Annotated in this window: 26 protein-coding genes and 1 pseudogene; 11 read left to right on the forward strand and 16 right to left on the reverse strand. The window is 62.4% G+C overall.

From position 1 onward, the window contains the following. The first annotated feature begins 158 nt into the window (after positions 1-158). From NKH36_RS15005 to NKH36_RS15025, 5 genes are all read left to right on the forward strand, one after another. Positions 159-326, forward strand: a complete 168-nt coding sequence (locus NKH36_RS15005; protein ID WP_082982284.1) for a hypothetical protein — start codon at positions 159-161, stop codon at positions 324-326. A gap of 86 nt (positions 327-412) precedes the next feature. Further along, on the forward strand, positions 413-1015 hold the full coding sequence (locus tag NKH36_RS15010; RefSeq protein WP_352962674.1) for a DJ-1/PfpI family protein: 603 nt from the start codon (positions 413-415) through the stop codon (positions 1013-1015). Between the two features lie 53 nt (positions 1016-1068). Further along, entirely contained in the window at positions 1069-1434 is a 366-nt protein-coding gene (locus tag NKH36_RS15015; RefSeq protein WP_352962671.1) for a VOC family protein, read from the forward strand. A 7-nt stretch (positions 1435-1441) separates the two neighbouring features. After that, the gene (locus NKH36_RS15020; protein WP_352962668.1) at positions 1442-1852 is read left to right on the forward strand and encodes a hypothetical protein; all 411 of its coding nucleotides are present in this window, start codon (positions 1442-1444) and stop codon (positions 1850-1852) included. Positions 1853-1925: 73 nt separating this feature from the next. Further along, positions 1926-2645, forward strand: coding sequence for a helix-turn-helix transcriptional regulator (locus NKH36_RS15025; protein ID WP_095487267.1), 720 nt, complete (start codon positions 1926-1928; stop codon positions 2643-2645). A 77-nt stretch (positions 2646-2722) separates the two neighbouring features. Here the strand turns inward: NKH36_RS15025 and NKH36_RS15030 are convergent, their stop codons facing one another. The 3 genes from NKH36_RS15030 to NKH36_RS15040 all read right to left on the reverse strand — a co-directional run bounded on the left by NKH36_RS15030 (position 2723) and on the right by NKH36_RS15040 (position 5210). Further along, positions 2723-3421: a DUF1013 domain-containing protein gene (locus NKH36_RS15030; RefSeq protein WP_352962665.1), complete on the reverse strand. Its 699-nt coding sequence runs from the start codon at positions 3419-3421 to the stop codon at positions 2723-2725. Between the two features lie 502 nt (positions 3422-3923). Beyond that, positions 3924-4064, reverse strand: a complete 141-nt coding sequence (locus tag NKH36_RS15035) for a DUF1127 domain-containing protein (protein WP_065011316.1) — start codon at positions 4062-4064, stop codon at positions 3924-3926. Between the two features lie 132 nt (positions 4065-4196). After that, positions 4197-5210 carry an NAD(P)H-quinone oxidoreductase gene (locus NKH36_RS15040; protein ID WP_352962662.1) on the reverse strand — a complete coding sequence of 338 codons (1014 nt, stop codon included), beginning with the start codon at positions 5208-5210 and terminating at the stop codon, positions 4197-4199. Positions 5211-5402: 192 nt separating this feature from the next. Here NKH36_RS15040 and NKH36_RS15045 point away from each other — a divergent pair, with 192 nt between their 5' ends. The 3 genes from NKH36_RS15045 to NKH36_RS15055 all read left to right on the forward strand — a co-directional run bounded on the left by NKH36_RS15045 (position 5403) and on the right by NKH36_RS15055 (position 7247). Next, a complete protein-coding gene (locus tag NKH36_RS15045; protein ID WP_352962924.1) occupies positions 5403-5597 on the forward strand; it encodes a DUF1192 domain-containing protein in 195 nt (64 codons plus the stop codon). A gap of 83 nt (positions 5598-5680) precedes the next feature. Next, a complete protein-coding gene (locus NKH36_RS15050; protein ID WP_292512199.1) occupies positions 5681-6928 on the forward strand; it encodes an MFS transporter in 1248 nt (415 codons plus the stop codon). A 31-nt stretch (positions 6929-6959) separates the two neighbouring features. Further along, a complete protein-coding gene (locus NKH36_RS15055; RefSeq protein WP_352952093.1) occupies positions 6960-7247 on the forward strand; it encodes an ArsR/SmtB family transcription factor in 288 nt (95 codons plus the stop codon). A gap of 121 nt (positions 7248-7368) precedes the next feature. Here NKH36_RS15055 and NKH36_RS15060 read toward each other — a convergent pair whose 3' ends face one another. The 6 genes and pseudogenes from NKH36_RS15060 to NKH36_RS15085 form a co-directional block, all read right to left on the reverse strand. Next, positions 7369-7743, reverse strand: a complete 375-nt coding sequence (locus NKH36_RS15060; RefSeq protein WP_352962927.1) for a nuclear transport factor 2 family protein — start codon at positions 7741-7743, stop codon at positions 7369-7371. A gap of 72 nt (positions 7744-7815) precedes the next feature. After that, positions 7816-8424, reverse strand: a complete 609-nt coding sequence (locus tag NKH36_RS15065; RefSeq protein ID WP_352962930.1) for a glutathione S-transferase family protein — start codon at positions 8422-8424, stop codon at positions 7816-7818. Positions 8425-8468: 44 nt separating this feature from the next. Continuing rightward, on the reverse strand, positions 8469-8924 hold the full coding sequence (locus NKH36_RS15070) for an SRPBCC family protein (protein ID WP_352962933.1): 456 nt from the start codon (positions 8922-8924) through the stop codon (positions 8469-8471). 10 nt (positions 8925-8934) lie between these two features. Then, positions 8935-9279, reverse strand: a complete 345-nt coding sequence (locus NKH36_RS15075) for an ArsR/SmtB family transcription factor (RefSeq protein WP_352962936.1) — start codon at positions 9277-9279, stop codon at positions 8935-8937. 97 nt (positions 9280-9376) lie between these two features. Next, positions 9377-9499 (reverse strand): annotated as a pseudogene (locus tag NKH36_RS15080) (glutathione S-transferase family protein); the annotation flags it as partial. A 113-nt stretch (positions 9500-9612) separates the two neighbouring features. Beyond that, the gene (locus tag NKH36_RS15085; RefSeq protein WP_352962938.1) at positions 9613-10464 is read right to left on the reverse strand and encodes an alpha/beta fold hydrolase; all 852 of its coding nucleotides are present in this window, start codon (positions 10462-10464) and stop codon (positions 9613-9615) included. 100 nt (positions 10465-10564) lie between these two features. Here NKH36_RS15085 and NKH36_RS15090 point away from each other — a divergent pair, with 100 nt between their 5' ends. Beyond that, positions 10565-11092 carry a winged helix-turn-helix transcriptional regulator gene (locus NKH36_RS15090; RefSeq protein ID WP_352962940.1) on the forward strand — a complete coding sequence of 176 codons (528 nt, stop codon included), beginning with the start codon at positions 10565-10567 and terminating at the stop codon, positions 11090-11092. Between the two features lie 79 nt (positions 11093-11171). Further along, on the forward strand, positions 11172-11405 hold the full coding sequence (locus NKH36_RS15095; protein ID WP_352962943.1) for a hypothetical protein: 234 nt from the start codon (positions 11172-11174) through the stop codon (positions 11403-11405). A 226-nt stretch (positions 11406-11631) separates the two neighbouring features. On the opposite strand, the gene NKH36_RS15100 is transcribed toward NKH36_RS15095, so the two are convergent. From NKH36_RS15100 to NKH36_RS15110, 3 genes are all read right to left on the reverse strand, one after another. Beyond that, the gene (locus tag NKH36_RS15100) at positions 11632-12033 is read right to left on the reverse strand and encodes a hypothetical protein (protein ID WP_352962945.1); all 402 of its coding nucleotides are present in this window, start codon (positions 12031-12033) and stop codon (positions 11632-11634) included. A gap of 236 nt (positions 12034-12269) precedes the next feature. Continuing rightward, positions 12270-12452: a 50S ribosomal protein L32 gene (gene rpmF, locus NKH36_RS15105; RefSeq protein ID WP_274626899.1), complete on the reverse strand. Its 183-nt coding sequence runs from the start codon at positions 12450-12452 to the stop codon at positions 12270-12272. Between the two features lie 138 nt (positions 12453-12590). Further along, a complete protein-coding gene (locus NKH36_RS15110) occupies positions 12591-13361 on the reverse strand; it encodes a biosynthetic peptidoglycan transglycosylase (RefSeq protein ID WP_352962948.1) in 771 nt (256 codons plus the stop codon). Between the two features lie 79 nt (positions 13362-13440). Between NKH36_RS15110 and NKH36_RS15115 the strand changes: the two genes are divergently transcribed. Further along, positions 13441-14358 (forward strand): polyprenyl synthetase family protein, encoded by a 918-nt coding sequence (locus tag NKH36_RS15115; protein ID WP_352962951.1) that lies wholly within the window; start codon positions 13441-13443, stop codon positions 14356-14358. Between the two features lie 25 nt (positions 14359-14383). Here the strand turns inward: NKH36_RS15115 and NKH36_RS15120 are convergent, their stop codons facing one another. The 4 genes from NKH36_RS15120 to ispG form a co-directional block, all read right to left on the reverse strand. Beyond that, positions 14384-15292 carry a LysR family transcriptional regulator gene (locus tag NKH36_RS15120; RefSeq protein ID WP_352962954.1) on the reverse strand — a complete coding sequence of 303 codons (909 nt, stop codon included), beginning with the start codon at positions 15290-15292 and terminating at the stop codon, positions 14384-14386. Between the two features lie 272 nt (positions 15293-15564). Then, complete coding sequence (locus NKH36_RS15125; protein WP_352962957.1) at positions 15565-16302, reverse strand: class I SAM-dependent methyltransferase; 738 nt, start codon at positions 16300-16302, stop codon at positions 15565-15567. An 88-nt stretch (positions 16303-16390) separates the two neighbouring features. Then, on the reverse strand, positions 16391-17260 hold the full coding sequence (locus NKH36_RS15130) for a lytic transglycosylase domain-containing protein (protein WP_352962960.1): 870 nt from the start codon (positions 17258-17260) through the stop codon (positions 16391-16393). 4 nt (positions 17261-17264) lie between these two features. Continuing rightward, positions 17265-18518, reverse strand: a complete 1254-nt coding sequence (ispG, locus tag NKH36_RS15135; protein ID WP_352962963.1) for a flavodoxin-dependent (E)-4-hydroxy-3-methylbut-2-enyl-diphosphate synthase — start codon at positions 18516-18518, stop codon at positions 17265-17267. Positions 18519-18676 lie beyond the last annotated feature (158 nt).

Here is an 18676-nt window from a genome sequence, read left to right on the forward strand (position 1 = left end):
TTCTGACAGGGACATGCGATGAACAAGCCGGCGTGCCTCGTATCGGCGAGATCGGGAAGACAAACCGGCAGCATCACCAAAGGCCATCAAGCCTCCTGACAGACTGCTGTCAGGAGGGGTGTGCGATAGTGTCTCCATCGAAAGAGAGGAGACCAGCTATGAACGGTTTTACCATTCTGCGCAGCGTGCAGCACTATGTCGGCAAGATCAGGACGATGCGCAACGAGATCCGCACCCGGCGTTTCATGAACGGGTTGCCGCAGAGCATCCGCAAGGACATCGGTTGGCCGGATAATTACGAAGGCCGCCACGGCCGCGGCCATTGAGGCGATTTTTTCGCGGCAGCAGTTGGATGCGGACGCCACAGCGCCCAGATAAATAGGTCCGGCGGGCCGAAAAGACGGAGCAGGAAATGTCCGAACAGAAAACCATCGGCGTCCTTTTCATCGATCGCTTTGCCGACTGGGAATACGGCCTACTGGCGGCTTCGGCAGTCGAATGGTTCGGCGCACGCGCGGTGTCGCTGACGCCAAACGGCAAGCCGGTGACTTCGGCCGGCGGATTTATGCTGACGCCCGACCGCTCCACCGAGGTTGATGAAAATACCGATCTCGACGCTGTCGCAGTCATCGGCTCCGACCAGTGGGTCGATGCCCCGCCTGATATCTCCGGACTGCTGACAGCGGTCGCAGCGGGTGGCGGCGTGGTCGGCGGCATCTGCGCCGGTACGCTGGCATTGGCGCGTGCCGGCCTGTTCGGCAAGGCCAAACACACCAGCAATGGTCGTGACTGGATCAACGAAAAGGAACCGGGTTACCCGGGCGCCCAGAACTATCAGGACGTGCCCTATGCGGTCGCCGACGGTCGCATCGTGTCCGCGCCGGGTTCGGCTCCCGGCACGTTCGCTCTTGCCTATTTGAAGACGCTCTATCCCCAGAGAAGCAGCGACCTCGCTGAGATGCGTACGCTGTTCGCCAAGGAGTATGCTGAAGGGGAATATGCTGAAGCATCCTGACAGTATGGTGTCAGGAGCGGCATGCAATAGTGCGATACTATCAGGAGACAGACATGGCCTTCACCCCTGCAAAAGCCTCGGCATGGTTCGAGATCCCCGTCACCGACATGGATCGGGCGCGCGCCTTCTATGGGTCAGTGCTTCAGAACGATCTCACTCTGGAGGAGAGCGGCCCGAACCCGATGGCCATGTTCGCCGCGCAGGACCGAACGGCTTCCGGGCATGTCTACCCCGGAAAACCCGCAGCATCGGGAACCGGGCCAACTATCCATCTGTCGGTTGCCGCGCCGATCGAGGATGCAATGGAACGGGTGAGGCAGAACGGCGGTCAGGTCGTCTCGCCGGCGATCTCCATTCCGGCCGGCACATTTGCCTATTGCCTGGACCCGGACGGCAACAGCTTTGGGCTCTTCGTCTAGGTGGCGCATGGTAAAGAGCTGGAGCGACAGGCTGAATACGCCGGGCACCGACGGCATCAAGCCGACGCCGCGCACTGTTGGCGACGTCGTCGAGGGCCAGCCGATGCTGGTGCCGACGGCACGGCAGGTCGATGATTTCATCCGCTCCATCCCAAAGGGCGTGGCCATGGATGTCCGCGCGTTGCGCACCGCGCTCGCCATCGAGCACGGCGCCGAAGTGACATGTCCGGTCACCATCGGCTATCATCTGCGCACCGTCGCCGAGGCCGCCAACGAGGATCTGGAACGCGGCATGACGCTGAGCGACATCGCGCCGTTCTGGCGGGTGCTGGATGCAAAGACGGCGACAACAGGGAAGTTGTCCTTCGGCGCGGCTTTCGTCGCCGCGCAGCGCAAGCGCGAAGGGCTCGAATCATAATGCATGTCGCCCAAAAGTGCGAACCGGTTTTGGGAAAACGACATGCATAGAAACAACACCGAGGGACCATACGATGCGTCGCGCCGACAGGCTCTTCCAGATCGTGCAGCATCTGCGCGGTGGCCGGCTGGTCACCGCTCAGAAGCTGGGTACGTGGCTCGAGGTTTCCGAGCGAACCATCTACCGCGACATCGCCGACCTGCAGTCGACCGGAGTGCCGATCGACGGCGAGGCCGGCGTCGGATACATGATGAGGGAGGGTTTCGACCTTCCGCCGCTGATGTTCACGCGTGACGAGATCGTCGCGCTGGTCGCCGGCGCCCGCATGGTGCGCGCGTTTGGCGGGGCTGCCATGGCGCGGGCCGCCGACGAGGCGCTGGTCAAGATCGGCGCCGTGCTGCCCGATGCCGAAAAGGACCGCATCGCCCGCACCGAGATCCACACGCCGATGTGGGTGGTGAGCGACGCCGCCCGCGAAGCAATCGACTTGATCGAGCGCGCGGTGGAAAAACGCCAGGTGCTGACCATCGACTACTCCGACGAAGCAGGTCGCAGCACCGCGCGCGACATCAGACCATTGGGCCTGTGGTTCTGGGGCAAGGTGTGGACGCTGGTCGCCTGGTGCGAGATGCGCGACGATTTTCGCGCTTTCCGCATCGACCGCATCGCTTCGGTGGTCATCGCCGGCCGCGTCTTCAAGCCGGAGCGCGGCAAGCAGCTCGCCGATTTCTACCGTGCGGTGGAGCGAAGCGAGGACTACGGCATGGCGCCGGACCGGGCCGCGCGAACCTGATACTAAGAAAAAAGCCCGCTCGAAAGCGGGCTTTTTGATGAGGGCTATGGGGTTGTTTGCCGGCGACGGACGTTGGCTTACTCGTCGTCCGCTTCCTCGTCCTTGTCCTTCGACTTCAGCGCCGAAAGCTTGGCGAAGACGGCGTTGGCGTCGAGTTCCGCATCCTCGTCCTTTGGCTTCTCCGCTGCCGGCACGAGGCGCTCGGTCAATGCCGCCGGCAGCAGGGTGTCGCCGGCCGGCTGTGCCTGCTCGCGGCCACGCGAGGCGCGGTTGACTTCCATGTCGAGGTCGATCTGCGAGGCGAGACCCAATGTCACCGGATCCATCGGCTGCAGATTGGCCGAGTTCCAGTGCTTCCTGTCACGGATCTGATCGATCGTCGACTTGGTGGTGCCGACGAGGCGCGCGATCTGCGCGTCCTTCAGCTCGGGATGATTACGCACCAGCCAGAGGATGGCGTTGGGCCGGTCCTGGCGCTTCGACAGCGGCGTGTAGCGCGGACCCTTGCGCTTGGATTCCGGCACCCGCACCTTGGGGTCTGACAGCTTCAGCCGATGGTTCGGGTCCTTCTCGGCGCGTGCGATCTCGTCGCGGGTCAGTTGGCCGGTCATGATCGGGTCCATGCCCTTGATGCCCTGCGCCGATTCGCCGTCGGCGATCGCCTTGACCTCGAGCGGATGCAGCCCGCAGAACTGCGCGATCTGCTCGAAGGAGAGCGCGGTATTGTCGACCAGCCAGACGGCGGTCGCCTTGGGCATCAGCAGCGTATTGGCCATTATGAGATATCCTTCTCGTTCGCCCGCGTTCCCGCGCGGGCGGTGGTTTTAGAGCCACCAAAATGGGAAATTCGCTGCGTATATAACCACTCCGTTGCCGTTTCGCAACGCTTTTGGAAGGTCCTGTCGTAAGCAGATGAGTTGTCCGAATTAGGTAGCAGATGAGTTGTCCGGTTTGATCACCAGCGAACGGAGGCTGGGATGAGCGGGCAGCATGGCTGCAGGACCGGAGAATGCAGAAGTTTGTGGGAGTGTTGCGCCGCTGGGGGCGTGGAGCTTTTTGCAGCATCTTGCCGGCGGCGCCTTCGTGGCACCGATCGATCATCGCAGCTGCTGCTGCACGGACTTCAAAACGACAAAACCCGCCGGACAGGGTCCAGCGGGCTCGGAACCGGCGACGGGAAACCCGTCTGCTGCGGCTCTGGCTTCTAAAGCTGATCTCGGACCGAAGCACCACTTCGCGAAAAGCGGCTTGATGCTTTCGGGCGAGATCAGATCGAGATCAAAGCGCCTTGCGGGCGATCCTCTCGATGTCACCACGGTTGATGCCGAGGTCATTGAGCTGACGGGCGTTCAGGCGGTTCAGTTCGCGCACGGTTTCATTGTACATGCGCCAGTTACGGAAAGCACGGATCGGGTTCATGGTAGTCCTCCATCGTTTCGATGCCGCTCAAATAGGCATCGTTGATGAAAAGTTGAACAGACGCTTTTGCATGGCCGCAATGCGTTTGTTGCATTGCACAATTAAGGGTTTGTTCAGCGTGTTTGCCGACCGTCAGCCGACATCGAGCACGATCTTGCCGATGTGGTCGCCATCTTCCATCCGCTCATGCGCCCGCCACGCCTCCTTGAGCGGGAAGATCATGTCCATGACGGGTGCTAGCTTGCGGGTGCCGAGCAGCGGCCACACCTGCGCCTCCAGTGCTGCGGCGATCGCCGCCTTGAATTCGACGGTGCGCGGCCGCAGCGTCGAGCCGGTGTGGGTGAGCCGCTTGACCATCATCTTCGAGAAATCGGCGCTTGCCACCGCCCCACTCTGCGTGGCGATCTGGACGATGCGGCCTTCCACCGCGGCGGCCTCGTAGTTTCGCGCCACATAGTCGCCGCCGACCATATCGAGGATGACGTTGGCACCCTTGCCGCCGGTCGCGTCCTTGACCGCCGCGACGAAGTCCTCCTCGCGGTAGTTGATCGCGCGGTCGGCGCCAAGTTTAAGACAGGCGTCGCACTTCTCCTGGTTGCCGGCGGTGGTGATGACATAGGCTCCGAAGGCCGAGGCGAGTTGGATCGCCGTGGTGCCGATCCCGGACGAGCCGCCATGGACGAGCAGCGTCTCGCCGCTCTTCAGGCCGCCGCGCTCGAAGACATTATGCCAGACGGTGAAGTAGTTTTCCGGCACCGCCGCTGCTTCGGTGTGGGTAAAGCCGGCGGGCAGCGGCAGCACGCTGCCGGCATGGACCTTGACGTATTCGGCATAGCCGCCGCCGGGCGTCAGCGCGCAGACGCGGTCGCCGACGCGCCAGCGCGATATGTCGTCGCCAAGAGCCGCGACTTCGCCTGACGCTTCGAGGCCTGGCAGGTCCGACGCACCGGGCGGCGGAGGATAGACGCCCTTGCGCTGCTGCACATCCGGCCGGTTGATACCGGCGGCGCGCACCCGGATCAGGATTTCGCCGGGACCGGGCACGGGCACGTCGCGCGTTTCCGGTTTCAGCACCCGCGGTCCGCCGGGTTCCGAGATCGCGATTGCCGTCATCTTCGCCGGAATTTTGTTCTGTCCGCTCGCCATGAATTTTCCCGTCTCGCTTCGCCAGTTTCTTGCCGGCTGCCGGTTTTCTCGCCGACTGTTTGCATCCATGCCCCTGCCCTATGTATGCTGATTGCCAAATCAGGCAAATGGCCACTGCAGCGCCGGCGTGCGATTGGACGCGCAAACGGCGCTGTAGCAGTTTAATTTGTTGCGCATGAGCGAGGAGCGACGATGGCGATCTTCGACGACGAACCCAAAAAGAAAGCGCGCCTGCGTGAGATCGGGCAGGACCTGTCGCTGCTTTCCGTCGATGAACTGTCCGAGCGGATCGCCATCTTGCGCGACGAGATCGCCCGGCTCGAAGCCGAGCTCAAGACCAAGAGCATTACCAAATCAGCCGCCGAGGCGCTGTTCCGCCGCGAATAGTTTCCAGAGCCGAAGCGCCCGCCGCCGAAAAGCTCGAATGCGACTGTCTTCAGACCACCCCAGATTCCAGCCGGATCAGCTAAATGTTTGCAAGCTACCGACCGATTCTCTCGCTGCTTCGCGGCACCGCTTTCCTGCTGGCGGCGACCGGACTGCACGGGCTGTTGTTGCCGCTGCGCGGCCAGTTGGAAGGTTTCTCGACCGCATCGCTCGGCCTGATGGGCACGGCCTGGGCCGGCGGCTTCGTCACCGGCTGCTTCTTTGCGCCGCGCCTCGTGCGCCGGGCCGGTCACGTACGCGCTTTCGGTGCCTTTGCGGCATCGGGAGCCATCGTCGCACTGCTCACCGGCCTGATCATCGACGAATATGTCTGGATCCTGCTGCGCGCCTTCACCGGCTTCACCATGGCCGGCGCCTTCATGGTCATCGAAAGCTGGCTGAACGAGAAGTCCACCAACGAGAACCGCGGCGCCGTCTTCGGGCTTTACATGATGGTCACCTATGCCTCGATCATGGGCGGCCAGATGATCGTTGCCGGCGGTGACGTGAAGTCGGCCTCGCTGTTCATGATCACCGGTATCCTGTTCTGCCTGTCGCTCATTCCGACCGCAGTGTCGACGGCTTCGCATCCCAAGCCGCTGCAGGACGTCTCGCTCGACGTCAAGGGGCTCTATGTCAATTCGCCGGTGTCGGCGATCGCCTGCGTTTTGATCGGCGTCGCCAACGGCGCCTGGGGCACGCTTGGCGCGGTCTATGGCGCCCGCATCGGCATTTCCACGGCCGAGATCGCGCTGATGATGAGCCTGGTGGTCGTCGCTGGCGCCGCCATGCAACTTCCGGCCGGGCGTCTCTCCGACAAGACCGACCGCCGCTTTGTGCTGGCAGGCCTGGCCTTCGGTGCCGCGCTGTTCGCTCTCGCGCTTTTCCTGTTCGAGCCGCGCTCCGGCGTCTTCGTCATCGTCTGCACCGCCGCCTACGGCGCCTTCGCCTACACGCTCTATTCGATCGCTGTGGCTCATGCCAACGACCACGCCCGAGCGGAGGATTTCGTCAAGGTGTCCGGCGGCCTGCTGCTGCTCTATGGTTTCGGCACGATGATCGGGCCGCTGCTGGCCGCCGGCCTGATGGGTTGGATGCGGCCGGAAAGCCTGTTCCTTGCAACGGCCCTCGCGCATCTTTGCCTGGCGGGCTATACGCTGCTGCGCATCAGCCGGCGCGCACCGGTGCCGATCGAAGACCGCGACGCCTTCACGACACAACCGGCCGAGCGCTCGATCACGCCGGAAGCCTTGCGGCTCGATCCGCGCAGAAAGCCTGAAACCAACGGTTGAGATTTGGAAAACTTTGCCTCACAAATAAGGCATGATGTTTTCCGACGCCTTCATGGCGATTGCCGATCCCAACCGGCGCTATCTCTTGGAAGAGCTCCGGCGCGGCCCGAAGACCGTCAACGAACTGGCCGCCGGGTTGCCGGTCTCGCGCCCGGCTGTTTCGCAGCATCTGAAAGTGCTGCTCGACGCCGGGCTGGTCAACGCCAAGCCGGAAGGGACAAGGCGCGTCTATACGGTCAGCAGTGCCGGCTTCCTGAAGCTAAACATCTGGCTCGACCAGTTCTGGGATGCAGAGCAGCTTGGTTCCCCCGGAAGCTGAGATGCGCCGTCACCTCCCGGCCAGCGACGCGCCAAGCGCATGGAGCAGCTCGCCCGTGCCATGCTCGCGGGTGGCAGGGACATCATGGCCGTCGGTCATATCTCCTCGGCAGGCCGATGAGCTAGCTCGATGGTTGTTGCGGGACGAAAACGCCGTCCTTGTAGGCAGCACCGAAATAGACCTCGACACTGTGCAGTCTGCCGTTCTGGAACGAATGCAATTCGGTGTTGCGGAAAACCTTGCCGTCAAGCGTTTCGCAGCGATAGCGAACGAAGGCGTCGTTACCGTCCTCGCAAATCCTCTCGACGGCGACTGACTTGAACAGCGTGCTGTTCGGCCAGCAGCGCGCGAAGTAGGTCGCGCGGTCGATGGCATTGTCATAGGGGCTGGTGAAGGTGAAATCGTCTGTCAGCACCGCCTCGATGACGCTGCGGTCGTTGGCCTGGTAGGCGGCGAAGTAACTGCGGATCAGATCCGATCTGCTTTTGACAGGCATGGCGAAAGCTCCTCCGGATTCAGGTGCTGGCGTTGAGCCGCACATCTCATTGAAACAATGTCAGGCATCGGGCTAAGCGTTCCAGCTTGGACGTTTCTGAACGCGGTCGAGCCAATGATGGACATTGACGAGCGCGTCCGGAATGTCGGCTCCGAAGAATGCGCCAAGCCAGGCTGCGACGGCGGCGGTGATGTCGGCGACGGAGTACTGGTCGCCGGCGATGAACGGGCGGCCATCGGCGATCTCGCGGTCAAGCCACGCCCACTTTGCCGGAACGGCTTCGCGCTGGGTTTCGGCGAAAGCCGGGAACTGCACAAGCCGCTCCGCAAACATGGGATCGGAATGCAGGGCAATGCTGCCGATGGTTCCGAAGATCTCGATCTCGGCGCGGCGGTTCCACATCTCGACCTTGCCTTGGCTGACCGCGTCCGAGCCGAACAGTGCCGGCGTCGGATGAACCGCCTCCAGATAGCGGCAGATGGCAATGCTTTCGGTGATCACCGTGCCGGCGTCGAGCACGAGCACGGGAATCTGGCCGAGTGAGTTGAGCGCAAGGAATTGCGGTGCCTTGTGCTCGCCTTTTGTGAGGTCGACATCGACCCGCGGGACGTCGATGCCTTTCTCGGCCATGAAGATGCGGACGCGATAGGAATTCGGACCGATGCCGCAGTAGAGTTTCATTCTATCCTCCCGATTCTGCTGATCTTTGGCTCAGGCTGCGGCGCTCATGCGCATTCCACCCGCAGATTGTCGAGCATCTGGCTCCAGCCAGCCTGATGGTTTTCGGGCTGATCATGGCCGTCAAGAAAGGCGCCTTGCTCGGTCATCACCAGCCGGCAACCTGTGCCTTCTGGACTGAATTCAACTGTCAGCAGCCCGACAAACAAACGCTCGCCGCTGCTGGTCATGCCGCCAGCCGAGACGATGCGCTGGTCGCGCACGATGTCGAGGTAGCGCGTCTCGTTCACATAACTCTCGCCACCCTTGGGTCCGAAACGGCTGAGCGCAATGCCGCCCACCTGGAACTCGAAGCGGTCAATGCTGCTTTCCCACCCCTCGCCGGGCGAGCCCCAGCGCTGCAATGCGGCGGGATCGGACCAGGCGGCGAACACTCGCGCCGGCGAAGCGTCGTAGCTGCGTTCGAGCACTATGGTCGAATGGACGACGGAGCGTTCGCTCATGTTGGCCTCCTCAGTTTCCTTCGGTTTCGTCCTTGGTTTCCGCAAGAAAGCCGCCGAGCCGGTCGAGCCGCTGTTCCCAGCTCAGGCGCCGTTCGTTGATCCAGTGTTCGGCGGTCTTCAGCGCCTTCGGCTCGAGCTGGCAAGTGCGCACCCGGCCGAGCTTTTCGGTGCGGACGAGGCCGCTCGTCACCAGCACGTTCAGGTGTTGGACGACCGCCGACAGCGACATCGCCAGCGGCTCTGCCAACTGGCTGACCGAGGCGGGGCCGCGCGACAGCCGCTCCACCATGTGCCGCCGCGCCGGGTCGGCGAGCGCCTGGAACATCAGGTCGAGCTGGGCGGTATCGTGCAGCATCGGGCTTAGCCGTTGTTGTAGGGGAAGAGCTTGAAATAGGGCTGTGCTTCCTCGATCACGCGAGCGACCGACGGCCGTTGCAGCAACCGGTCGTGGTAGCGCGCAACTGTTCATTGCCGAAATCGATGATGACAGTGAACGGCGTGCCGTTTTCATAGAGCGCGATCAGCCGCTTCCAGCAGAAGAAGGCCAGCGGATGGAGATGCATCGTCAAGGACATTGTTTTGCTCGTTCCTTGGTGGTTCGCCACCGCATGGTTTACAGACAGCCAAACACTGAAGCAATTACTTAACTATTCCCGCAGAGATGGTGTGTCAAGGTCCAGCTCCGCGCTTATCTGGCTTGGCTATGGGTGACGATGGCATCGACGATTGCGGCCCAATCGTCGGGATGGAGTTCGTGGCCGCCGCCTTCGATACGGACAAGCCTCGCGCCGGCAACCGCCTCTGCGAGAGCAACGCCATGCTCGACCGGAAAGACCGGATCCACCGTGCCGTGGATAACGAGGAGCGGAACCTTCAATTCGTGCAGACGGCCCTTCCGGTCCTCGCCGCCCCGATCTTCGCCGCTCTTGAGCATGAAATGATTGGTCGCGCTCAAGAAGCCGCCGGATCGGTCGTAATCCTGTTCGACGAACGTCCTCGTCCGCGTCTCGTCGAAGGGATGCGCTGTGCCGGCGATCGCGTGCGCGTCCTTGACGATGAAGTCGACCACCTGGACTCGGTCCGACCAGTCGACATCAGCGCCTTCGGCCGAATGCTTCATATAGGCTTCGGTCGTCCCTGGCAGATGCGACGTGTCGATCCCGATTGGCGAAGTGCTGATCGCCGTAAGCGAGATGATCCGCAACCGATATTTCAGCGCCACAAGCTGCGCGATCATGCCGCCCATCGACATGCCGACCACATGCGCTTTCGCGATGCCATAACTGTCGAGGACGCGGATGGCGTCGTCCACCATGTCGTCGAATGTGTAAGGCGGTTCGCCCGGCGCATACTTGGTTGAACGGCCTGTATCGCGATTGTCGTAGCGGATCACGAACAGACCCTTGCCGGCCAGTTTCCGGCAGAACGCCTCCGGCCACCAGAGCATCGAAGCCATGGCGCCCATGATCAGCAGCATTGGTGGATGCGCGGGATCACCAAACGTCTGCGACGCGATTTCCGGTTCCGCTGCCTTTGTCATTATCGCAATCTCCTCTCTGCAAAACCGATTGCATTTGGCAATCAGTTGCACGATAATAAGACTGATATAATAATGCAACCGGTTTCTGTCGGAGAATCGCATGAGCATCGATCGCCGGTCTGGGTGCCCGATCAACCTGTCGCTTGAAGTGTTTGGCGACCGGTGGAGCCTGATCATCCTTCGCGACATGATTTTCGGCGGCAAACGCCACTTTCGCGACCTGCTCAACGGGTCTCTGGAAGGCATCGCGTCCAACATCCTCGCTGATCGGCTGAAGCGGCTGATGGAGCTCGGCATACTGACTAGGGCGGACGATCCCACCCACAAGCAGAAGGCAATCTACAGCCTGACCGAAATGGCGATCACGCTGGTGCCGATCCTGGCGCATCTCGGCGCCTGGGGTCGTGTCTGGCTGCCCGTCAGCGAGGAGCTCTCGATCCGCGCCGAGCTTCTGGAGAAGGGCGGTCCGCCGATGTGGGAAAAGTTCATGGACGAGCTGCGCCACGAACATCTGGGCACACCTTCCGACACGCCGCCGGATGCCACCGTGCGTGCCACCTTGCAGGCCGGATACAAGGCAGTTGTCGCCCGAAAGGCACCGGGCGCCGCGTGCGATCCCTGTGCCTGACCAACTTATTTTCCCCATCGCAGGCCGGCTCTGCTATTAAAGGGGTTGAAAACTATAATTTACGGGATTGGAAAAGCCCTTGGTTGAGAACTCTAAGGATACTGCCCGCGCGCGGGCCGATTTGCGTTTCAAGAAGCAGGAAGAGGCAGCCACGGTTCGCCAGAAGGCGATGGCGGAATATGTCGCCGAGAGCGACGCCCGCCAGATAAAGACCAACAAACTGAAGGCGCTCCGCCTTGCCAAGGAAGCGGAAGACCTCGCCAATGCGCCGGCTGCCCCGGTGAAGAAGCCGGCGCGCGCCAAGAAAAAATAGGGCTGGTTCGCAGCGCATAATGCTGGAAGCCGGAATCGGTTTCCGCTTGCGCGATTCAAATTGCAGACCGTCCTTTGCGCGTCGCACTGCGCTCTAATCTTCGATAACCCATCTGAAATCGCCGGCGTGTCTCCGACGTCCCGGCGCGGGCGTGTCCTGCTCGTCACCGGCGGGTGCTGATCCGCGCGAGGCCGGCGCCACCATCGGCGCTGTTGAGGCCGGGTCTCTAGCCCATGTTTATGTCACGGGTGGCCGCTCGCATCGACACCGAGAAGCCAGCCAGTACGTCGACCAGTGCGATGACCATCAGCGTGAAGAAAACCGAGTGCGCCGCGCCCTTCACCAGCAGGAACTCGACCAGGAACGCCACGAAGACGAAGGTCGACAACAGGTGGTCCATGATCGAGGCGTTTGTCGTACGCGTCGATTTCACGATTTCGACGAAGAAGAGAAGCAGCCCGATCAGCACGATCAGATCGCCGAGCGTCATCGAGAACACTCCGCCCGACATCATGCGGATCGAGAACATTTCGCTTGCCCAAGGATCGTCGCCGCCGCCGAATATTCCCAGAAGCCCGAGATTATAGAGGACGAAGGGCACGATCAGCAGCGGGATGGCACCGAACATCAGAAAGCTCCGGTTGGACAGCTTTCTGTAGTATGCGCCCGGCGTTCGCCGTCAAGAAATTTCGTACACGACCGTAAACACGGACAGAGACCGTGCGAAATAACAGTGCCAGCCGGCACGGCTGCCACCCGACACGGCTGCTGGGCTGTTCGAAAATGGGCGATCATCCGCGCATAATGCAAAAAGACCGGCGCAATGGCCGGTCTTCGGGAGTCACAAAACCGTCGAAAGCGTTCTCAGCTTTCCTTCGGCTCCAGAACCTGGCGACCGCGATACATGCCGGTCTTCAGGTCGATATGGTGCGGGCGGCGCATCTCGCCGGAATTCTTGTCCTCGACATAGCTCGGGGCCTTCAGGGCATCGGCCGAACGGCGCATGCCGCGCTTCGACGGAGAGGTTTTTCGTTTCGGTACGGCCATGGATATGCTCCATTACATGGTCAAAATGCCCCGGCTGCCCTCGTGAAAGGGCCGCATCAGGGGCCGGAATCTGAGAAAGTCGGGTGCCTATACACGCCCTGCGCCGTTTTGGCCAGCGCCGCCGCGAATTTTTTTAAACTATCGCAGACAGCCGACATAGGCGCCGGACCGGCCCGCGCGCCGTTCGATCAGCGAGGCCAGCCGTCTCAGCCCCGGTCCGGGCTTCGCCGGGTTGCGTGCGATCGGGTTCGGCAGGGTGACGGCAAGCAGCGCCGCCTGGCGACGCGACAATCGTTTTGCCGAAACCCCGAAATGGTGCTGGGCGGCGGCCTCGATGCCATAGATGCCCGGCCCCCATTCGGCGATGTTGAGATAGATTTCCATGATGCGCCGTTTCGACATCACCATGTCGACATAGACGGCCAGCGGCAGTTCGACGACTTTCCGGACCGAGCCCAGCGGCCGCGACCAGAGATAGAGGTTCTTCACGGTCTGCATGGTGATGGTCGAGGCGCCGCGCGTCATCTCGCCGGCCAGCGCATCGTCGACGACGCCCCTCAACTCGCCAAGGTCGATGCCGCGATGGAAACAGAACTGCCCGTCCTCCGACATGGTGACCGAATTCGCCAGCGCCGGCGCCACATCGTCGATCGAGACCCAGCGCCGGTCATAGCCGGAAAACGTCGCCAGATCCTTCAGCATCAGTGTCGATACCGGATGCACGAACGGCGGCAGATAGAGAAAGGTCAGCACCACGGGCATCAGCGCCAGCACGACGGCGACGGTGATACCGCGCCGGACCCAGTGCCGGGGCCAACGTTTGAGACCGGTGCGGTTGCCGCGTTTCGGCCTCACCATGTCCAGCCCTTCGGTTTCGTGATCGACGATCGGTTCCGCCAAGCCGCTCAATCCATGCTGCTCCCTGCCCCCGGCATAATGGCGCTTGGCTTCTTGCGCAACGTCTGAGTGTCGGCTACCCGTCCCCGGCATGACGAAAGACGATCAAATGCCGTTCGAGGCAGCGCTTGTCGCGCGCACAGGTCCGGTCGAGGCGCTGCTCAGGCGACTGCTCGACGACTGTCCGCTTTCAGGCGAGATCGCGCGGCCGCAACGTCTGATGGAGGCGATGCGCCACGGCGTGCTGAACGGCGGCAAGCGCCTGCGCCCTTTCCTGGTCATTGAAAGCGCCGCGCTGTTTTCCGCCGACGGCGAGGCGGCGCTGCGCGTGGCGGCGGCGCTCGAATGCGTGCATTGCTATTCGCTGATCCATGACGATCTGCCGGCCATGGACGACGACGATTTGCGCCGTGGCCAGCCGACCGTGCACAAGGCCTTCGACGAGGCGACCGCTATCCTCGCCGGCGACGCCTTGCTGGCGCTCGCCTTCGACATCATTGCCGACGAAGCGACTATGCTGCCGGCCGAGCGACGGGCGGCGCTGGTGCTGGCGCTGGCCCGCGCCGCCGGAGCCGGTGGCATGGTCGGCGGCCAGATGCTCGATCTCGAAGCCGAGCGTATCAGGCCGGACGAAGCCGGTATCATCCGGCTTCAGGCAATGAAGACCGGCGCACTGATCCGCTTCGCATGCGAGGCGGGCGCAATCCTTGCCGGCGCGCCAGCGGCCGACCGTGAAAGACTGGCGGAGTTCGGCTCGGCGATCGGGCTTGCCTTTCAACTTGCCGACGATTTGCTCGATCTGACGGCGAATGCGCACCAGATGGGCAAGGCGACCGGCAAGGATGCCGCCGCCGGCAAGGCAACGCTGGTGGCACTGCACGGCGCGAACTGGGCGCGGGACCAGCTTCAAGGCCTCGTCGACCAGGCCCACGCCTTGCTTTATCCCTATGGCGAAGACGCCATGCTTCTGAAGCAAGCCGCGGAATTCGTGGCGGCCCGCAACAGCTGATGCTGTTCCAAACTGTACTCCAGCCCTACGGCGCGCCGTGTAGCCACGGAGGGTTGGCGAATTGTTCGGCCAGGAAATCCACGAACACGCGCACACGCGGCGCCAGGATTCGACCAGGCGGATAGACGGCGCAGATTGGCGGTCCGTCATGATGATTGTATCCGGTGAGCAATGCGGTCAGTCTGCCTATCCTGATATCCGGTCCGACCAATATCTCCGACATGCGGATGATGCCGACACTGGCGAGCGCCAGCCGGCGTAGGGCTTCCGTGCTGTTGGCCTCTATCGGGCTGCGGATACGCATGCTTTGCGGACCGTCCGGGCCATCGAATTCCCAGATGTTGAGGCCGCCGCGTGATGTGATGCCAAGACAGGTATGATGTTGAAGATCGCCTGGCGTCATCGGGATACCGTGTTTTTCGAGATACTGAGCTGACGCGCAAACGACACGGTGACTGGGCGCCAGCCGCCGCATCACCAGCCTGGAATCGGTCTGGGCGGCAACGCGCACGGCGACGTCCGTTTCCTCAGCCAATACGTCGACAATCGCATCTGTGAACATCAGCTCGAGCTCGATGGCCGGGTAGCGTTCGATGAAAGCCGGTAACATCGGCACGATCAAACGATGGCCGAAGGCGCTCGGAAGACTGATGCGCAGCCGGCCGCGCGGTTCTGCGCCGGGTTGAATCGCGATTTCAGCCTCTTTGATGTCGTTCAGGATACGGCGGGCGCTATCGGCATAGGTGCTGCCTTCCGCCGTCAAGCTGATCCGCCGCGTCGAGCGTTGCACCAATCGCACGCCAAGGCGGGACTCAAGCCGCCCGATGATCTTGCTGACAGCCGATGGGCTCATCCGCAGCCGGCGTGCCGCTGCCGAGAAGTCGCCTTCCTCGACAACCGACAGGAACACACCCAACGTTTCTGACCGGTCCATGCCATCTATTCCAATTCGTCACAGATGAACGGAAATTATCACCGATTATCGGCACGTGCGATACATAATATGATTCCCTCCTCAGCATCCAAAATACCGCCGAGGAGGTGCAATGCGTTCAGAACAGCCAAATCTGCGCGATGCTCACGAGTTGCATCGATGGGCACGTCGCCAGCGCAGCGCCGCAATTGGTCGGTTATGCCTTCGGATTATCCGCGTGCTCAAGTCGGTCACGTCGAGGATGGGGAACCGCTCAAGGAGCAACGTCCGGGCTAGCGCAGCCGGCCGATCGGAATGATTTCGGGCGATGTCAGAGCGTATGGCTCGCCACGCCAGTTGCCGAGCCACTCTTCGACGACCAGCCCGGTCTGGTCCAGCATCTGCGCAAGGCTTTCCTTTGTCGGGAAGGCGATTTTCGATTCGGCGCTGAGCACCCGTCCGCTGTCGGGAATTTCGTAATGGGTGGAGTAAGTGACGACACCGGTAGCGGGATCGTGCCGGAAATCGTTCCACGCTCTTACCGTGCCCAATTGGGGATGACTGAGTTCCCGTTGGGACCGTTCCGGCGTCCACTCGACCCATTCCTGCGCGACTGGATTTCGCGTGTCGAAGATGAAGCACCCAGCCGGAGCCAGATGAGCGGCGATCGTGGCAAGCACCGCCTCTCGATCTTCTGGCGTCAGAAACACCTGGAAGGCGTGCCCGGTCAAAAGCACCAGATCGAAACGTCGTCCGAGCCGGACGTTTCGCGCATCGGCCTCGACCCAGTCGACCCTCTGCCCGCCGACTCTGCGGCGGGCGATATCGAGCATCGCCGACGCGGGATCGACGCCGGTCACGCTGCGCCGGTCGGCGAGCGCGGCGGCCAATTGTCCAGTGCCGCAGCCGAGGTCGAGAACCGAGCCGGCATCCTTGGCGAAGCCGACGCAATAGTCGAAGTCCACGCCGCCTTCGTTCTCGATATCGTAGAATTGGACGAGGTCGGGATCGCTATAGAGACGGTCGGTCATGGTAAACCTATAGCTGGAGCCATGGAGCAGCAGAATTCGTGAAGTGAAGCACAGCTTCGGCGGTTTGGCGGCCAATCGGTCGGTGCCCTTACCGATTCCGCACGACAATGCATGCACCGCCGACGCTTTGCAGTTTCTGGCAGATGTTGTCGGCCTTGGCTTTGGAGTCGGCGCCGATCCGGACCGCATAGATGCCGCGCCTGCCGATCGGCGAGCGCACCCGACTTACGACCGGATCATGGCCCTTCAGCAAGGCCGGAAACCGGCGCTTCACACCATTCCATTGACTGAGCGCCGCGGCGCGGCGGAAATTGCCGGCCACCTGCACGCCCCACGGCTTGATGTTGATCGACGCCATGGCCACGGTTTGGGACTTGATGACCGGCAGCCTGCGGCAGGCGACCGCGAAGCTCGCCTTCTTGTCAAGCGGCCGGATGGTGCCGGCATAGGCGGTGTCGGTGAACCTGTCGGCCGGCTCGCCCATAATGTCCAGAACGTAGTTTTCGGTCTCCATCGGCAGGAAGCCACCGGAACTCAGCCAGCGCGATACCCGGTTTTCTCCGGCATTGTAGGCGGCGGCGGCGAGGCCCAGATTGCCGAAGCCGGTTTTCATTTCGGCGAGATATTTTGCCGAGGCCGGGATGGCCTGCTCGATATCGAAGGAATTGGCAAGGCCGCGTAACTTGGCGGTGCCCGGCATGAACTGGGCTATGCCTTCGGCGCCGACCGGACTGACCGCGTTTGGATCGAAGCGGCTTTCCTTCCAGATCAGCCGGGCAAAGAAATCCTTGGGCAGACCGTTTTGATCTGCATGAGCCTCGATCAGGTTGCAAACCCGGTCGAGCAGCCTCTGCTTGGCGGAGCGCGGCGGATCGGCGTGGGCTGTCGTCAACCCCAGCCCACAAAGCAGAACCAATCCACCAAACAAGACCGGCGTCGCCCAGGGGAAGCGCCGCATCGACCTACTCCGCCGCGGCCTTGCCGTGTTGCCCAAACCGCCGCTCGATATAGTCGGCGACCATTTTCTCGAAGTCGGCGGCGATCGTAGGGCCGCGCAGCGTCGCCGCCTTCCTGCCATCGACGAACACCGGCGCCGTCGGCGTCTCGCCGGTGCCGGGCAGCGAAATGCCGATGTCGGCATGCTTGGATTCACCCGGACCGTTGACGATGCAGCCCATCACTGCGACCTTGAGGTTCTCGACGCCGGGATATTTTTCACGCCATACCGGCATGTTCTTGCGCAGATCCGCCTGAATATTCTGGGCGAGCTCCTGGAACACGGTAGAGGTCGTGCGGCCGCAGCCGGGGCAGGCGGCGACGATCGGCACGAACTGCCGGAACCCCATGGTCTGCAGGAGTTCTTGCGACACCTGCACCTCGCGGGTGCGGTCGCCGTTCGGCTCCGGTGTCAGCGAGATGCGGATCGTATCGCCAATGCCTTGCTGGAGCAGGATGCCCATCGCCGCGGACGAGGCGACGATGCCTTTCGAACCCATGCCGGCCTCGGTGAGGCCGAGATGCAGCGCGTGGTTGGAGCGGGTGGCAAGCTCGGTGTAGACGGCGATCAGATCCTGCACGCCGCTGACCTTGGCCGACAGGATGATCTTCTCGCGGCCAAGGCCGATCTCCTCGGCCATTTCGGCCGAAAGGATCGCCGACTGCACGATCGCCTCGCGCGTCACTTCCTGTGCGGTCAGCGGAAAGCCCTGGCGCTGATTGTCGTCCATCAGCCGGGTCAGAAGCTCCTGGTCGAGCGACCCCCAGTTGACGCCGATGCGCACCGGCTTGTCGTACCGGATCGCCATCTCGACGATCGCCGCGAACTGCCGATCCTTCTTGTCCTTGAAGCCAACATTGCCGGGATTTATGCGGTATTTGGCCAGCGCCTCGGCGCAAGCGGGATGGTCGGCGAGCAGCTTGTGGCCGATATAGTGGAAATCGCCGACCAGCGGCACGTTGATGCCGAGCCGTTCGAGCCGCTCGCGGATGGCGGGCACGGCGGCAGCACTCTCGTCGCGGTCGACCGTGATGCGCACGATCTCGGAGCCGGCGCGATGCAGCGCCGCAACCTGAGCGACTGTCTGGTCGACATCGGCGGTGTCGGTGTTGGTCATCGACTGAACGACGACAGGGGCACCCCCGCCGACCATCACGCCGCCGACATCGACACCGACCGACGTGCGGCGCGGGAAGGGAGAAGAAAAATATCCGGTCATGGCCGGCTGCCCTTTGTTAGCGCCGAATTCCGGAATCGGTTCCGGAAACAATCATGCGCAAAAATCAAAATACAGCGTCGTTCGCGGGTCCGAAAGGAGGCGCGGCGCTGTAGAAGGTCCGGGCATGAGGTGGAGGAGCAAAGATGGCTTGTCAATGG

This window comes from Mesorhizobium sp. M1312 (genome assembly GCF_040318115.1).
Classification (GTDB): domain Bacteria; phylum Pseudomonadota; class Alphaproteobacteria; order Rhizobiales; family Rhizobiaceae; genus Mesorhizobium.

Excerpts from the sequence above, each read along its gene's own strand:
- NKH36_RS15065 (WP_352962930.1), bottom strand. The coding sequence starts at position 8,424 with ATGAAACTCTACTGCGGCATCGGTCCGAATTCCTATCGCGTCCGCATC.
- NKH36_RS15115 (WP_352962951.1), top strand. The coding sequence starts at position 13,441 with ATGACGAAAGACGATCAAATGCCGTTCGAGGCAGCGCTTGTCGCGCGC.
- NKH36_RS15070 (WP_352962933.1), bottom strand. The coding sequence starts at position 8,924 with ATGAGCGAACGCTCCGTCGTCCATTCGACCATAGTGCTCGAACGCAGC.
- NKH36_RS15030 (WP_352962665.1), bottom strand. The coding sequence starts at position 3,421 with ATGGCCAATACGCTGCTGATGCCCAAGGCGACCGCCGTCTGGCTGGTC.
- NKH36_RS15020 (WP_352962668.1), top strand. The coding sequence starts at position 1,442 with ATGGTAAAGAGCTGGAGCGACAGGCTGAATACGCCGGGCACCGACGGC.
- NKH36_RS15005 (WP_082982284.1), top strand. The coding sequence starts at position 159 with ATGAACGGTTTTACCATTCTGCGCAGCGTGCAGCACTATGTCGGCAAG.
- ispG (WP_352962963.1), bottom strand. The coding sequence starts at position 18,518 with ATGACCGGATATTTTTCTTCTCCCTTCCCGCGCCGCACGTCGGTCGGT.
- NKH36_RS15075 (WP_352962936.1), bottom strand. The coding sequence starts at position 9,279 with ATGCTGCACGATACCGCCCAGCTCGACCTGATGTTCCAGGCGCTCGCC.
- NKH36_RS15120 (WP_352962954.1), bottom strand. The coding sequence starts at position 15,292 with ATGGACCGGTCAGAAACGTTGGGTGTGTTCCTGTCGGTTGTCGAGGAA.
- NKH36_RS15090 (WP_352962940.1), top strand. The coding sequence starts at position 10,565 with ATGAGCATCGATCGCCGGTCTGGGTGCCCGATCAACCTGTCGCTTGAA.
- NKH36_RS15015 (WP_352962671.1), top strand. The coding sequence starts at position 1,069 with ATGGCCTTCACCCCTGCAAAAGCCTCGGCATGGTTCGAGATCCCCGTC.
- rpmF (WP_274626899.1), bottom strand. The coding sequence starts at position 12,452 with ATGGCCGTACCGAAACGAAAAACCTCTCCGTCGAAGCGCGGCATGCGC.
- NKH36_RS15055 (WP_352952093.1), top strand. The coding sequence starts at position 6,960 with ATGATGTTTTCCGACGCCTTCATGGCGATTGCCGATCCCAACCGGCGC.
- NKH36_RS15050 (WP_292512199.1), top strand. The coding sequence starts at position 5,681 with ATGTTTGCAAGCTACCGACCGATTCTCTCGCTGCTTCGCGGCACCGCT.
- NKH36_RS15035 (WP_065011316.1), bottom strand. The coding sequence starts at position 4,064 with ATGAACCCGATCCGTGCTTTCCGTAACTGGCGCATGTACAATGAAACC.
- NKH36_RS15045 (WP_352962924.1), top strand. The coding sequence starts at position 5,403 with ATGGCGATCTTCGACGACGAACCCAAAAAGAAAGCGCGCCTGCGTGAG.
- NKH36_RS15010 (WP_352962674.1), top strand. The coding sequence starts at position 413 with ATGTCCGAACAGAAAACCATCGGCGTCCTTTTCATCGATCGCTTTGCC.
- NKH36_RS15025 (WP_095487267.1), top strand. The coding sequence starts at position 1,926 with ATGCGTCGCGCCGACAGGCTCTTCCAGATCGTGCAGCATCTGCGCGGT.
- NKH36_RS15125 (WP_352962957.1), bottom strand. The coding sequence starts at position 16,302 with ATGACCGACCGTCTCTATAGCGATCCCGACCTCGTCCAATTCTACGAT.
- NKH36_RS15085 (WP_352962938.1), bottom strand. The coding sequence starts at position 10,464 with ATGACAAAGGCAGCGGAACCGGAAATCGCGTCGCAGACGTTTGGTGAT.
- NKH36_RS15100 (WP_352962945.1), bottom strand. The coding sequence starts at position 12,033 with ATGTTCGGTGCCATCCCGCTGCTGATCGTGCCCTTCGTCCTCTATAAT.
- NKH36_RS15130 (WP_352962960.1), bottom strand. The coding sequence starts at position 17,260 with ATGCGGCGCTTCCCCTGGGCGACGCCGGTCTTGTTTGGTGGATTGGTT.
- NKH36_RS15060 (WP_352962927.1), bottom strand. The coding sequence starts at position 7,743 with ATGCCTGTCAAAAGCAGATCGGATCTGATCCGCAGTTACTTCGCCGCC.
- NKH36_RS15040 (WP_352962662.1), bottom strand. The coding sequence starts at position 5,210 with ATGGCGAGCGGACAGAACAAAATTCCGGCGAAGATGACGGCAATCGCG.